The sequence below is a fragment of the Pseudomonas sp. P7548 genome, from assembly GCF_013386585.1.
In the GTDB taxonomy this organism is placed as follows: Bacteria; Pseudomonadota; Gammaproteobacteria; order Pseudomonadales; family Pseudomonadaceae; genus Aquipseudomonas.
On the sequence record NZ_JACARO010000002.1, the window covers coordinates 59,089 to 72,871 of the forward strand.

The 13,783-nt window shown below is 61.7% G+C and carries 13 protein-coding genes and 1 tRNA gene; 8 read left to right on the forward strand and 6 right to left on the reverse strand.

Features of this window, described 5'->3' with window-relative positions:
* The first annotated feature begins 44 nt into the window (after positions 1–44).
* Positions 45–1,652, forward strand: a complete 1,608-nt coding sequence (locus HX803_RS00865) for a glycosyltransferase family 39 protein (RefSeq protein ID WP_178918536.1) — start codon at positions 45–47, stop codon at positions 1,650–1,652.
* A gap of 162 nt (positions 1,653–1,814) precedes the next feature.
* On the opposite strand, the gene HX803_RS00870 is transcribed toward HX803_RS00865, so the two are convergent.
* The 4 genes from HX803_RS00870 to HX803_RS00885 all read right to left on the reverse strand — a co-directional run bounded on the left by HX803_RS00870 (position 1,815) and on the right by HX803_RS00885 (position 5,537).
* A tRNA-Phe gene (locus HX803_RS00870) sits at positions 1,815–1,890 on the reverse strand.
* A gap of 103 nt (positions 1,891–1,993) precedes the next feature.
* Positions 1,994–2,266, reverse strand: coding sequence for an oxidative damage protection protein (locus tag HX803_RS00875; RefSeq protein ID WP_178918537.1), 273 nt, complete (start codon positions 2,264–2,266; stop codon positions 1,994–1,996).
* Positions 2,263–3,330, reverse strand: a complete 1,068-nt coding sequence (gene mutY, locus HX803_RS00880; protein WP_178918538.1) for an A/G-specific adenine glycosylase — start codon at positions 3,328–3,330, stop codon at positions 2,263–2,265. Before mutY ends, HX803_RS00875 begins: the two co-directional genes overlap by 4 nt.
* Positions 3,327–5,537, reverse strand: coding sequence for an AsmA family protein (locus HX803_RS00885; protein WP_178918539.1), 2,211 nt, complete (start codon positions 5,535–5,537; stop codon positions 3,327–3,329). Before HX803_RS00885 ends, mutY begins: the two co-directional genes overlap by 4 nt.
* A gap of 326 nt (positions 5,538–5,863) precedes the next feature.
* On the opposite strand from HX803_RS00885, the gene HX803_RS00890 reads away from it, so the two are divergent.
* The 7 genes from HX803_RS00890 (at position 5,864) to HX803_RS00920 (ending at position 11,689) form a co-directional block, all read left to right on the forward strand.
* Positions 5,864–7,525 carry an OFA family MFS transporter gene (locus HX803_RS00890; protein WP_178918540.1) on the forward strand — a complete coding sequence of 554 codons (1,662 nt, stop codon included), beginning with the start codon at positions 5,864–5,866 and terminating at the stop codon, positions 7,523–7,525.
* Between the two features lie 295 nt (positions 7,526–7,820).
* Entirely contained in the window at positions 7,821–8,414 is a 594-nt protein-coding gene (gene hisB / locus HX803_RS00895; protein ID WP_017849940.1) for an imidazoleglycerol-phosphate dehydratase HisB, read from the forward strand.
* A complete protein-coding gene (gene hisH / locus HX803_RS00900) occupies positions 8,414–9,052 on the forward strand; it encodes an imidazole glycerol phosphate synthase subunit HisH (RefSeq protein WP_178918541.1) in 639 nt (212 codons plus the stop codon). The genes hisB and hisH overlap by 1 nt, the downstream gene beginning before the upstream one ends.
* Positions 9,053–9,310, forward strand: a complete 258-nt coding sequence (locus HX803_RS00905) for a DUF2164 domain-containing protein (RefSeq protein WP_178918542.1) — start codon at positions 9,053–9,055, stop codon at positions 9,308–9,310.
* Positions 9,311–9,349: 39 nt separating this feature from the next.
* A complete protein-coding gene (gene hisA, locus HX803_RS00910) occupies positions 9,350–10,087 on the forward strand; it encodes a 1-(5-phosphoribosyl)-5-[(5-phosphoribosylamino)methylideneamino]imidazole-4-carboxamide isomerase (RefSeq protein WP_008435688.1) in 738 nt (245 codons plus the stop codon).
* Between the two features lie 9 nt (positions 10,088–10,096).
* Complete coding sequence (gene hisF / locus HX803_RS00915) at positions 10,097–10,867, forward strand: imidazole glycerol phosphate synthase subunit HisF (protein WP_016972251.1); 771 nt, start codon at positions 10,097–10,099, stop codon at positions 10,865–10,867.
* A 66-nt stretch (positions 10,868–10,933) separates the two neighbouring features.
* Positions 10,934–11,689, forward strand: coding sequence for an ABC transporter substrate-binding protein (locus tag HX803_RS00920; protein WP_178918543.1), 756 nt, complete (start codon positions 10,934–10,936; stop codon positions 11,687–11,689).
* Here HX803_RS00920 and HX803_RS00925 read toward each other — a convergent pair.
* Entirely contained in the window at positions 11,642–12,934 is a 1,293-nt protein-coding gene (locus HX803_RS00925) for a Vps62-related protein (RefSeq protein WP_178918544.1), read from the reverse strand. The two genes, HX803_RS00920 and HX803_RS00925, sit on opposite strands and share 48 nt — an antisense overlap.
* A gap of 63 nt (positions 12,935–12,997) precedes the next feature.
* On the reverse strand, positions 12,998–13,783 hold the full coding sequence (locus HX803_RS00930; protein ID WP_178918545.1) for a divergent polysaccharide deacetylase family protein: 786 nt from the start codon (positions 13,781–13,783) through the stop codon (positions 12,998–13,000).

A 13,783-nucleotide genomic window follows, 5' to 3' on the forward strand; every position in this document is an offset into this window, starting at 1 on the left:
CATCGGCAACATGCGTCAGCGCACCCAACCTGAAAGGACAGCCGATGGACCACCGCAACCGCTTTCGCCTGGAGTCCCTGGGCATTTTCCTGATGGCTTTGTTGCTGTTTACCCTGGGCATCTGGGGCCAGCAGCCTCAAGGGTTTGACGGGCGCTGGGCGCTGTTCCTGCAAGAAATGTTTCGCCATGGCGCGAGCCTGTTCCCCACCACCTACGGCCAGCCTTACGCGGATTATCCGGGTACGGCGACCTTCTTCAGCTTTGTAGTTGCCCGCCTGTTTGGCGCGCCGAATCACTTGGCGAACGTGCTGCCCACGGCGCTCGCCTCAGCGGGCGTGGTTGCCCTGATCTATCGTTTGCTGGCGCCGTCCAATCGCCCTTGGGCGTTGCTCACCGTCTTGCTGACGTTGCTCACGACCCAGCTGCTCGAGAAGTCGCGCTCGGTGTGCCTGGATCAGATGGTCGCGCTGCTGTGCGTGGGCAGTTTCTACCTGTTGCACAGTAGTGAGCGTCTAGGGTCGCGCTTGAGGCAGTTGGCGGTATTCCCGCTGTTTGTCCTGGCGTTCGCGATTCGTGGGCCGTTGGGGCTGATCGAGGTGTGCGGCGTGGTGTGTGTGTACTGGGCGTTGGGCAAGCCCGGGGAGCGGGTCAAGCAGGTGTTGATCCATGGGGGCGTCGGCCTGGTCTTGCTCACGGCGTGCTGGTGGGCCTTGATGAAGCTGGCGCGCATCAGTGGTGGCGATGCTTTCGCTGACGCCGTATTCAAGATGCAGGTAGGAGGGCGCCTGGATGAGATTGGCGAGCCGTTCTACTTCTACTTCCAGCTGAGCCTGTATCGCTATTTCCCGGTAGTACCGCTGGCGTTGGCCACCATGATTGCGCTGCGTCATCGTTGGCCTGAGCGCTGGGAAAATAATGATCTGCAACTGATGCTGCGTCTCGGCGCTTGCGGCCTGATGATTCTGCTCGGGCTGTCGGTGCCGCATTTCAAACGTGCCTACTACATTCTGCCGATGGTACCGATGTTTGCCGCTGTCGCCGCCTATGGGCTGCTCCAGGCGCAAGGCTGGTTGATCGGCGTGCGCCGATGCTACGAATGGCTTGTCGCCGCGCTACCGGCGTTGTGCGTGGTTGTGGTGTTTGTCTGCCGGCACGGGTGGCAGAAGCATGGTTACTGGCCTGACGTTTCGTTGCCGCTGCTGATCGGGGTGCTGGTGGTCCTGCAAGTGGCAGCGTTGGTCGTGTGGCGGCGGGCGGGCCGGTTGGTGTGGCTCAGCCTGATCGCATTGGCGGCGCAATGGTTGCTGCTGGTGACCGTGGTAGAGCCGGCCAAGGACCTGCAGTTCGATACCCGGCAGTTTGTCGGCCAGGTCGAAGCGCTTCGCGTGTCGACGCCCGGGCCGTTGGTGTTCGTCGATCTGGGTCGAGACACCTGGGCGGTGCGCTACATGATGAACCTGGATCACGACGAGCAGCCGCTGTTTGTCGGGCGTAACGAGCTTGAGAAGCTCGCGACGCTGCCTCGGCCGTCGTGGGTCATTGTGGCGCGCAAGGAGGCCGCGCTGTTGAGCGGGACGCCCATGGAGACGATGGCACCGAGTTTTGAAGGCCGCTTGAACGACAACCCGTTGATGGTGTTTTTGCTCAAGTGAATGGGCGGTCACCCTGATGTGTGAGCGCGGCTGACAAAATGCACGAGGGCGATGCACCATCGCCCTTGATCAAATCCATAAATCGCAGGCAACAAAAAACCCGCTCTAGGCGGGTTTTTTGTGTGCTTTCACGTGATGTTGACACCACCTGAAAGCTGAAGGTGGTGCCCAGAGACGGAATCGAACCGCCGACACGGGGATTTTCAATCCCCTGCTCTACCGACTGAGCTATCTGGGCAACGGGGCGCATTAAACGGGTTTTTCAGGGGGTCGTCAAGCAAGTTTTCGAAAAATATTTAATTATTACCGTCGCTTACGTGCTGACCCCGGTTTTTGATCAATTATTGAGCAGGTGGAACGTAGCCATCGGCCTTGGCGTAATCTTCGCCGGAAAAGAACTTGTCCATCTCGCCTGCCAGGTATTTACGATCTTCGGCATTCATCATGTTCAGGCGTTTTTCGTTGATCAGCAGGGTCTGGTGTTTCAGCCAATCGGCCCACGCCTGGGCGGAGACGTGTTCGAACACATCCTGGCCCTTGGCACCCGGGTAAGGAGGGCGTTCCAGGCCTGGCAATTCTTCTTTGTACTTGCGGCACATTACGGTGCGGGTCATGACGACTCTCCTGCATTCAATACATCGGCCGCGCGCTTCAGCAGTTTTTTCACCGGGGCGGCAAGGCCCAGGCGCGGCGGGGTGGCGAGGTTATACCAGAGCCAGTCGGCCTCGGCCACGTGATGGGCGGATTCCTCGACCCGCACCAGCCAGGGTTCGATAGCCAGCTGGAAGTGGCTGAAGGTGTGGATCAGTCCCGGCAGTTCCTGTTGTGCGCCCAGCGCCAGTGCGTGCTGGTTGGCGAGGTGTTCCAGGTCTTGCAGGTCATCCAGCTCCGGCAGGCTCCACAGGCCGCCCCACAGGCCGGTGGACGGGCGACGGTAAAGCAGGATCGCGCCCTCGGCGTTGGCCAGCATCGGCATCAGCGTGCGTTTCTGCGGGATGGTCTTGCGCGGCTTGGGGATCGGGTAGCGCGTCTCCAGGCCCAGCATGTGGGCTTCGCAGCCTTTTTCCAGCGGGCACAGCAGGCAGCTGGGCTTGCTGCGGGTGCAGAGGGTGGCGCCCATGTCCATCATCGCCTGGGTGTAGGCGTTGACGCGATCGTGGGGCGTGAAGCGCTCTGCGGTGGCCCACAGCTGCTTGGCCACCTTCGGCTCGCCCGGGTAACCCTCCTGCGCCGTAAAGCGCGCTAGCACGCGCTTGACGTTGCCGTCGAGGATCGGCGCCCGCAGGCCCATGCTCAGGCTGGCGATTGCGCCTGCAGTGGACAGGCCGATGCCAGGCAGCTCGGTGAGTTTTTCGACATCCTTGGGAAACTCACCGCCGTACTCGGCGACCACGATCTTGGCGGTCTTCTGCAGGTTGCGCGCCCGGGTGTAGTAACCCAGGCCGGTCCACAGGTGCAGCACCTCATCTTCCGGCGCGGCCGCCAAGGCTTCGACCGTCGGCAGCGAGGCCATGAAACGGTCGAAGTAATTGAGCACGGTGCTCACCTGGGTCTGTTGCAGCATGATCTCCGAGACCCACACCCGATAAGGTGTGATGCCCTGTTGCCAGGGCAGGTCATGGCGACCATGGCGGTCGTACCAGTCCAGCACCGCCGTTGAAAACTGCTCGTTTCTCATCGCTTGAACAGGCCCTTCAAAGCGTCTTTAAGTTGCGGGTTGACCTTGTCGAGCTTCTCTTCCAGCTTCTCGCTGAGCTTGTTGCCTGCGGCCTTGATGGCCACTTGGCTCAAGCCGTCCTTGTCCAGTCGGCAAGCCTTGGCACCCAGTTCCAGGGGGCCACGGCAGCGCAGCGGTACTTCGATGTTCTGGAAGTTGGCGCCCACCTGGCACGCTGGGTCCGGTACGTCGCGTTGGTCGCCTTCGACGATGATGCCAACGCGGTAGTCCATGCCCAGCACGCGCAGGTCGATGTCACCGTTGCCGTTGACAGTCAGGCCAGGGATGCGGACTTTCAGGTCCGGGTTGTTGGCCACGCCGTTGCGGAACGTCAGGTTGCCGCGCAGTTCCTGGAACGGGGTGTCCTTGCCTTGGGGCGTGGTGCTCAATGTCTTGCGGTTGAGCAGGGCGATGCCGGTGCACAGTTGCTGTTCAAGGTTGGCGTTGAGCAGCACGCCGTTGTTGATCACAAAGCTTGCCGTGCCGTTGAGGCTGTCGATCAGCGCCTTCTGGCTGTTGCCGCGGCCGGTCAGGTTGCTGTCGAGGGTGATCTGGCCTTTCACCGGCGGGTTTTGCCCCTGGGCTTGCAGGATGCGTTCAACCGGCACTTGCTTGATATGGCTTTGCAGCGCGAGTACCGGAATGTCCTGGCGCACATCGAGCGAGCCGTTGGCCTGGAAGGTGCCGTTGTAGAGCCCGCCGCTGAGGGTGTCGAGCTTGAGCTGACCATCGATGCCGGAGGCTTTCAGTGCGGCGTTCTGGATCGGCAGTTTGCTCAGGGTCAGTTGTCCGAAGGACAAATCGGCGTTCACATCCAGAGTGCGCAAGCGTGTCAGGGGCAGCAGCTTGTCGGTGCTCCAGGCGCCTTTGGTCGGGGCGTCCGGCAGCGGGGTGGTGCCACCGGCGGCCATGGCGCCGGCTTCGCTGTTCTGCACTTCCGCCTGGCGTGCGGCGCTGGCGCCTTTGGCAGACTCGGACTTGGCCGGCAGGTAGTTGTCGGCGTTGAAGGTGTCGCCCTTGAGTTGCACCCGCAGGGACTGCTTGGCGAAATCATCCACGGCAACGCGGCCGGTGAAGGTGCTGCCGTCGAGCTTAAGGTTCAAGTCTTCCAGGGCCACGCTGGTGGGCGTGCCCTTGAGGCGGCTGACCAGCTCGACTTTGCTCAGGCTGCCCTCGGCCATGGCCGGCAACGGGTGGCCAATGCTGTCGAGGAACTTGGCCAGGTCGAACTGGGCAATGGACAGGGCACCGCTCACTTGCGGCGTCTTGTTCAGGTCGTTGACCTTCACTTCGCCCAGGGCGCGCAGCTGGTTGGCCGACAGCTTGAGGTTGGTCCACTCGGCAATGTTGGCCGCCAGGTCTACCAGCAACTGGCCCTGGGTGGAGAACGTCACAGTCTTGTCTTGCAGGGGCTCGCCGGTGGCTTCGCCGCTGAGCTTCATGTCTTCGAACTGGTAGCGCTTGAGCGCACGCTGGATGCGCAGGTTGCCGTTCAGCTCGGTCTTGACGCGCATCAGCGGCTGGTTGGTGCCCAGGAATGCGGTGAGCTTCAGCGGGATGCTCGCGCCTTCGTGCACGGCGCCGGCGCTCAGCTGGATGCTTTCGGCGCTGTATTGCTTGCCGGTCTGCTCATCGTTGTATTCAACGCGGGCGTTGTTGATGGTCAGGCTGTCGATGTCCAGGCGGATTGGCTTCGGCGGTTTCTCCGGCTCGGCTTCGGCAGGTTTCTCAGCAGGCGTCGGCGCGCCGGCAGTGGTCTCGCTCACGTTCTTGCCGATGTCTTCCCAGTTGCCGTGGCCTTGCTTGTCGCGGCTCAGGCGCAGGTTCAGGCCCTCTACGCGAACGTCGCTCATCTGCACTTCTCGGCGCAGCAGCGGCAGCACGCGCACGGACAGGCCGAGCATCTGCAGGTCGGCGAACGGTTGGGTCGGGTTGGTCATGGTCGCCACACTGGCTTCATGCAACTCCAGGCCCAGCCAGGGGAACAGGCTCCAGCCGATATCGCCATTGAGCGTCAGCTCGATGTGGGCCTTGTCGCGGGCAATCTGGCGAATCTCGTCTTTGTAATCGTTGGGATCGAAGAGGTGGGTCAGGGCAAAGCCCAGGGCCACAATGATCAGCAACAGCCCGAGAAGTACCAGACCCAGGATTTTGCCGAACGCTTTCATGGGCGAGTCCTTGTATGTCGAATTCAAAATTTAGCCGCAGAGTATAACGCCCGACGGCTCACGTCAGTGCCCGGATCGTTACATTGTATCCAGCGCCCGGGGAACGGGATTCTGGCGTCAAACAAAACAGATTTCCCGAAAAAGGTGATATCAGTTTGGTTTTTCTGTCATCCACTGGTGCTAATCTGCGCAGGTTCGTCTGTCGTCTGCGACATAGCGTCGCGTTTAAATGGAGCTTTACTCAACAACAACGGCCAACGCTCTGCGTGCAAGGTCGAGGGAGAGAGCGCCTGACGGGCACATACTAATAACTGGGGGAAACACCAATGAGCACTAGCACTGCGGCAGGCCATACTGCCGCACAGCCTGCGTTCCTGTCCAAGGAGCGCATCATCGCCAAGCCAGGCTTCAACCGCTGGCTGGTTCCGCCGGCCGCCCTGGCCATTCACCTGTGCATCGGCATGGCCTACGGTTTCTCGGTGTTCTGGCTGCCGCTGTCCAAGGCGTTGGGCATCACCGCACCGGTCGCCTGTGCGCCGGACATGAGCTTCATCGCGCAAGTCTTCTCGTCCCAATGCGACTGGCCCATCTCCATGCTGGGCTGGATCTACACCCTGTTCTTCATCTTCCTGGGCTGTTCGGCAGCGATCTGGGGCGGCTGGCTGGAACACGCCGGGCCACGCAAGGCTGGCGTTGTATCGGCACTGTGCTGGTGTGGCGGCCTGTTGATCTCGGCGTTGGGTATCTATACCCACCAGATCTGGCTGATGTGGATCGGCTCCGGCGTCATTGGCGGTATCGGCCTGGGCCTGGGCTACATTTCGCCGGTGTCGACCCTGATCAAGTGGTTCCCGGACAAACGTGGCATGGCTACTGGCATGGCGATCATGGGCTTCGGCGGCGGCGCGATGGTCGGCGCTCCCCTGGCGGCAGCACTGATGGGCCACTTCGCAACGCCAACCAGCGTTGGCGTCTGGCAGAGCTTCCTGGTGATGGCTGCGATCTATTTCGTGTTCATGATCGGTGGCGCGCTGTCCTACCGTGTTCCGCCGACCGGCTGGAAGCCTGAGGGCTGGACCGCGCCGGCGAAAAAAGCCAGCAATGCGATGATCACCCACCGTCACGTCCACGTGAACGTGGCCTGGAAAACCCCGCAATTCCGCCTGGTATGGCTGGTGCTGTGCCTGAACGTTTCCGCTGGTATCGGCATCCTCGGCATGGCCTCGCCCCTGCTGCAGGAAGTGTTCGGCGGCAAGCTGTTGGGCGTGGATGTGCCGTTCGGCCAGCTGGACGCCGGTCAACTGGCGTCCATCGCGGCGATCGCGGCAGGCTTCACCGGTCTGTTGAGCCTGTTCAACATCGGTGGACGGTTCTTCTGGGCGTCGTTCTCCGACTACCTGGGCCGTAAAAACACCTATTTCGTGTTCTTCGCCCTGGGCTTTGCCCTGTACGCGCTGATCCCGAACCTGGGGCACCTGGGCAACGTGGCGCTGTTCGTGGCGGCGTTCTGCATCATCCTGTCGATGTACGGCGGTGGTTTTGCGACCGTTCCGGCTTACCTGGCCGACCTGTTCGGCACACAGATGGTGGGCGCGATCCACGGCCGCCTGCTGACGGCCTGGGCTGCTGCGGGCGTGCTGGGCCCGGTGCTGGTGAACTACCTGCGTGAATATCAACTGAGCATCGGCGTGGAACGCGCTGCCGCCTACGACATCACCCTGTACATCCTGGCTGGCCTGCTGGTGCTGGGCTTCCTCTGCAACCTGCTGGTTCGCCCGGTGGCCGACAAGTACTTCATGACCGACGCCGAACTGGCCGCCGAACAGGCGCTGGGCCACGACAAAGGCGCGGACGCCACCACTTCCCTGGAGTGGAAAGCCGCGTCCGGCACCGTGCCATTGGCCATTGCGGCCTGGCTGGTAGTGGGCATCCCGCTGGCGTGGGGCGTGTGGGTCACCCTGCAGAAAACCGCCGTACTGTTCCACTGATGTAAATCCCTGTAGGAGCCGGCTTGTTGTGGCGAGGGAGCGTGCTCCCGCTGGGTCGCGAAGCGACCCCAATAGATTCACCGTGATGCTGCGGTGAGAGATGTTGGGGTGCTACGCAGCCCGGCGCGGGGCAAGCCCGCTCACTACAATGAGTCGGCTTTTGCTTGTATGCACATGTCTATCCCCGACATTCCTCGCTTCAACTCGTCAGTCTTATCCCCTCCGATGTTTCTGTTTGGCGCCCGCGCCCCTATAATGGCTGCCTTTTTCGCCCAATGATTTTGCGGAGCTGGTGATGGCCGAACGTAAGGCGTCCGTCGAGCGCGACACTCTGGAAACCCAGATCAAAGCCTCGATCAACCTGGATGGCACCGGAAAGGCCCGATTTGATATCGGTGTACCTTTTCTTGAGCACATGCTGGACCAGATCGCCCGTCACGGGCTGATCGACCTGGATATCGTCAGCAAGGGCGACCTGCACATCGACGACCACCACACGGTGGAAGACGTGGGCATCACCCTCGGCCAGGCGTTTGCCAAGGCCATCGGCGACAAGAAAGGCATCCGTCGCTACGGCCATGCCTATGTCCCGCTGGACGAAGCGCTGTCGCGCGTGGTTATCGATTTCTCCGGCCGCCCAGGCCTGCAGATGCACGTGCCCTACACCCGCGCCACCGTGGGCGGCTTCGACGTCGACCTGTTCCAGGAATTCTTCCAGGGTTTCGTCAACCACGCACTCGTCAGCTTGCACATCGACAACCTGCGCGGCACCAACACCCACCACCAGATCGAAACCGTGTTCAAGGCTTTCGGCCGCGCGCTGCGCATGGCTGTGGAGCTGGATGAGCGCATGGCCGGGCAAATGCCTTCGACCAAGGGCGTCCTGTAATGCAAACCGTCGCGGTTATCGATTACGGCATGGGTAACCTGCACTCGGTGGCCAAGGCCCTCGAGCACGTAGGTGCCGGTAAGGTGCTGATTACCAGCGATGCCAGCGTGATTCGCGAAGCCGACCGGGTGGTGTTCCCGGGCGTTGGCGCGATTCGCGACTGCATGGCCGAGATCCGCCGCCTGGGCTTTGACGGCTTGGTGCGTGAAGTCAGCCAGGACCGCCCGTTTCTCGGCATCTGCGTGGGCATGCAAGCCTTGCTCGACCGCAGTGAAGAGAACGATGGCGTCGACTGCATCGGCCTGTTCCCGGGTCAGGTGAAGTTCTTCGGCAAAGATCTGCATGAAGACGGCGCCCACCTGAAAGTCCCGCACATGGGCTGGAACGAAGTCAGCCAGACAGTGGATCACCCGCTGTGGCACAACATTCCGGACCTGGCGCGTTTCTACTTCGTGCACAGCTACTACATCGCCGCCGGTAACCCGCGCCAGGTGGTGGGTGGCGGGCATTACGGCGTCGATTTTGCCGCCGCACTGGCTGAAGGTTCGCGCTTTGCCGTGCAGTTCCACCCGGAGAAGAGCCATACCCATGGCCTGCAATTGCTGCAGAACTTCGCGGCGTGGGACGGTCGCTGGTAAATGGCCAAGAAGCCGAAGCTGCCGATCCTGAACCTCACGCCCGAACAGGAGCGTGAGGCGACGCAGAAGATCAAGCGCTTCATGGAAGACCGCTTCGAGCTCAGCCTGGGCTCGTTCGAGGTCGCCGAGATTCTTGAGCTGTTTACCACCGAAGTTGCGCCGCACTATTACAACAGGGCGATTTTCGACACGCAGACGCTCCTTAAGGAAAGGTTCGAAAGCATCGAAAGCGACCTGTGGTCGCTTGAGAAACCCTGATTTCCTAAGCATTGCTGAATATCGAATAAGGTTTGCCAGATGCTGATTATCCCCGCTATCGATCTCAAGGACGGCGCTTGTGTACGCCTGCGCCAAGGCCGCATGGAAGACTCCACCGTGTTTTCCGATGACCCGGTGAGCATGGCTGCCAAATGGGTGGAAGGGGGCTGCCGTCGCCTGCATCTGGTGGACCTGAACGGCGCCTTCGAAGGCCAGCCAGTCAACGGTGAAGTGGTCACTGCGATCGCCAAGCGCTACCCGAACCTGCCGATCCAGATCGGTGGCGGTATCCGCTCCCTGGAAACCATCGAGCACTACGTCAAGGCGGGCGTGAGCTACGTGATCATCGGCACCAAGGCCGTGAAAGACCCGGCCTTCGTCGCCGAAGCCTGCCGCGCGTTCCCGGGCAAGGTCATCGTAGGCCTGGACGCCAAGGACGGTTTTGTCGCCACCGACGGCTGGGCTGAGATCAGCACCGTGCAGGTGATCGACCTGGCCAAGCAGTTCGAAGCCGACGGCGTGTCCGCCATCGTTTATACCGACATCGCCAAAGACGGCATGATGCAGGGCTGTAACGTACCGTTCACCGCTGCCCTGGCGGCCGCGACCAGGATTCCGGTGATCGCTTCCGGTGGCATTCACAACCTGGGTGACATCAAGTCGCTGCTGGACGCCAAAGCGCCCGGCATCATCGGCGCCATCACCGGCCGCGCGATCTATGAAGGCACCCTGGACGTCGCCGAAGCCCAGGCTTACTGCGACGCCTACAACGGCTGAGGACTGACCATGGCGCTGGCCAAACGCATCATCCCTTGCCTGGACGTCGACAACGGTCGCGTGGTCAAGGGCGTCAAGTTCGAGAACATCCGCGATGCCGGTGACCCGGTGGAAATCGCCCGTCGCTACGATGAGCAGGGTGCCGACGAGATTACCTTTCTCGACATCACCGCCAGCGTCGACGGTCGCGACACCACGCTGCATACCGTGGAACGCATGGCCAGCCAGGTCTTCATCCCGCTGACCGTGGGCGGTGGCGTGCGCACCGTGCAAGACATCCGCAACCTGCTCAACGCCGGCGCGGACAAGGTCTCGATCAACACGGCGGCGGTGTTCAACCCGGAGTTTGTCGGCGAAGCCGCGCAGCACTTCGGCTCCCAATGCATCGTCGTTGCCATCGACGCCAAGAAGGTTTCCGGCCCGGGCGAAACCCCGCGCTGGGAGATCTTCACCCATGGCGGCCGCAAACCTACCGGGCTGGATGCGGTGGAGTGGGCGATGAAGATGGAAGGCCTGGGTGCCGGTGAGATCCTGCTGACCAGCATGGACCAGGACGGCATGAAAAACGGCTTCGACCTGGGCGTGACCCGCGCCATCAGCGATGCGCTGGGCATCCCGGTGATCGCGTCAGGTGGTGTTGGCAACCTGCAGCACCTGGCCGACGGCGTGACCGAAGGCCATGCCAGTGCCGTACTGGCCGCGAGCATTTTCCACTTTGGCGAATACACCGTGCCCGAGGCCAAGGCCTACATGGCGGCGCGCGGTATCGTCGTTCGCTAAACGCTGCTGGACACCATGGCAGGGGCGGGGCACTCTCTGCGCTTGCCATGGATTTCGGTAACCTTCATGTTCAAACACTTGCTGCTTGCCCTCGCCAGTACGTCCATCTTCCTGGCGGGCTCGGCCCATGCCGAAGAGCCGTCTGACGCCGCCCTGGTGTTGCTGACGGAAAATTTCCCGCCCTACAACATGGCGAAAAACGGCAAGAACTTCGCCAAGGAAGAGAACATCGAAGGCATCGCCGTGGACATCGTGCGTGAGACCTTCAAGCGTGCCGGCGTTTCCTACAACCTCACCCTGCGGTTTCCTTGGGAGCGAATCTACAAGCTCGCCCTGGAAAAACCCGGTTACGGCGTGTTCGTGATGGCCCGCCTGCCAGACCGTGAAGCCCTGTTCAAATGGGTCGGCCCCATCGGCCCGGACGATTGGGTGATGCTGGCCAAGGCCGACAGCAAGATCCAGTTGGCCGACCTGGAGCAGGCGCGGCGCTACAAGATTGGGGCCTATAAAGGTGACGCCATCGCCGAGACCCTGGAGAAGCAGGGCCTCAACCCGATCGTTGCCCTGCGCGACCAGGACAACGCGCAAAAGCTGGTGGATGGCCAGATCGACCTGTGGGCCACCGGTGATCCGGCGGGCCGTTACCTGGCCCGCCAGGTCGGGGTGACCGAATTGAAAACCGTGTTGCGCTTCAACAGTGCCCAGTTGTACCTGGCGCTGAACAAAGACGTACCGGATGATCTGGTCGCAAAGCTTCAGGCGGCACTCGATCAGTTACGGAATGAGGGTGTTGTCGACCAGATCATGGCCCGTTACCTCTAGCTCCGGCTCTGCCTGAGGAACTTCGACCGGTGGCGTTACCGCTTCGGGCGTTGGCTCAACGTTGGAGGATTCGCTCAAGTACACATGGTCGCCATTGTTATAGACGACGGTGCCTGACACCTGGCTGCCATCCTCGCGCAGCAAACGGTATTCACTGTGCAGAAGGTAAGCCGCAACGGCTTTTTTCGGCGGCACGTACGTGATGATTTCAAGCGGTGCAGAATGGCTCCAGCCTTTTGCCGAGCGCAGCGTATGGGTGAACTCCCGACCCAGATGCGCTGAAAAATTCAGCTCAAAGACATGTTCGCCAGCAGGCCATTCCTTGCCAAGTTCCACGCTGGTGTTGGCTGCCAATGCTTTGACATTCCCACCCAACTCACCTTTGGTGGCTGTCCACATGAACGGCTGGCTGGTTGCCTCGGTGTTATGCCCAAACCCTGCGAGCACGTGGCGATCAGTACGCTCCAGCCGATAAACCGGCGACGTCCCGAGCTGCTCGGTTGCCGTCAGTTCCAGGTCTTTTACGCAGAACCACGGCAATTCGCACACGTGCAGCGCGGAGGCGGTTTCCTCCTGCTGGGGGCTTTCATACCCGAGGAGGGCGGGCGGCGGTGGCAGGTCGCTGAGCTGCGCAGTGAGCGCCAGGCGCAGCGAATAGGCGGCAAGGCCCGTCTTGGCATAGCTGTCAGTGCCGATGAATGTACCCGGCGCCAGATAGAGTTCGCCTGCGCAAGCGTCAGGTAGGGCGGTCGACCAGAGACTCAAGTCGTTGGTGGAGCCGCTGCCTTTGTCGTTCCAGATCAGGTCGCCTACTTGAGCCGGCATCACCAGGTCTTCCCTGATACAACGCACGGCATGGCGTGAAGGCTTGTCGTAATCGACCCCGAACACCAGCCCCATCGCCACGTAGCCTTCGGGTGGCAGTGGGCGCCAGATGGACGCATTGTTTCGCGCCCCGGTTCCTTCGTCATGCCATACCCGTTGGTAGTCGACTGGCGGACGCAGGGCGGTGCCGTCGGTTTTGTTGACATCGCTGACCAAGGCGACGACTTTGCTTTGGTTGATATTGCGGTAATGACCGACCGCAACATCCCCCAGGGAGAAAAACGAGCTCAGCGCATCGGACGTTGCGCTGGGCCGCCACAGGCTGACGGCTTTGCGCGCACCCGAGCCCTTGTCATTCCACAGGGGCAGGAACTCGCTGGTAAAGCTGATGAGCAGGTCGTTGAATTGCAGAGGCTTCATGGAGGGCTCTCCAGTTGATTGAAGCCTCAACTATCGAGCAGCGCGGGCGCCGCCGAGTGGTATCTATCTACGCGCGGGAAGGTAGGTGCCGTTTTTTCCATGTGCCGCCATCGCCTGGTTGCTGCGCACGCTGATCATCAACTTGATATCGATCCAGTCAACGCCCTGGTCCTTGAGCTTGGGCAGCTCACGCTCCAGCACCGCGAGGGTTTGGGGGTAGGGGTGGCCGATCATGACGGCTGAACCCTGCTTGTGGGCCAGCTTGATGGCCGTCTGCAGTTGCGTGGTGATCGCTGCTTCGGTGCGTTCGTCATCGAGGAACACATCCCGCGAGACGTGCGCCAGGCCAATCTTCTGTGCCTCGGCGGCGGCGACGGTTTGCGCGCTGGTACGGCTGTCGACAAAGAACTTGTTGCGCCGTTGCAGCTCGGCCATCAACCATGCCATGGCGGCGGGCTGTGCGGTCATGCGGCTGCCCATGTGGTTGTTGATGCCAGCGGTATAGGGCACGGCCTTGAACGCGGCGTCCAGGCGCTTGCCGAGTTCTTCGAGGGGCAGCTCGGGGTGCCAGGCGAACGGGCCGGTTGCCGGGTCCATGGGCATGTGCAGGATCACGATCTTGCCGGCCTTGTGGGCTTCGCGGGCGAATTCGGCGGCGTGGGGTGTGTCGGGCATGATCGCCGTGGTCACCGGCCCAGGCAGGTCCAGCACGCGCCGATCCCGGGGCAGGTTCTGCCCCAGGTCGTCGATGATCAGGGTGAGGTAGGCTTTGTGAGGCTCGCCGGCCGGGGTCGCGTGGGCGACTCCGGCCAGGCTGCACAGCACAGCGATGATCAGGGCAAAACGCAT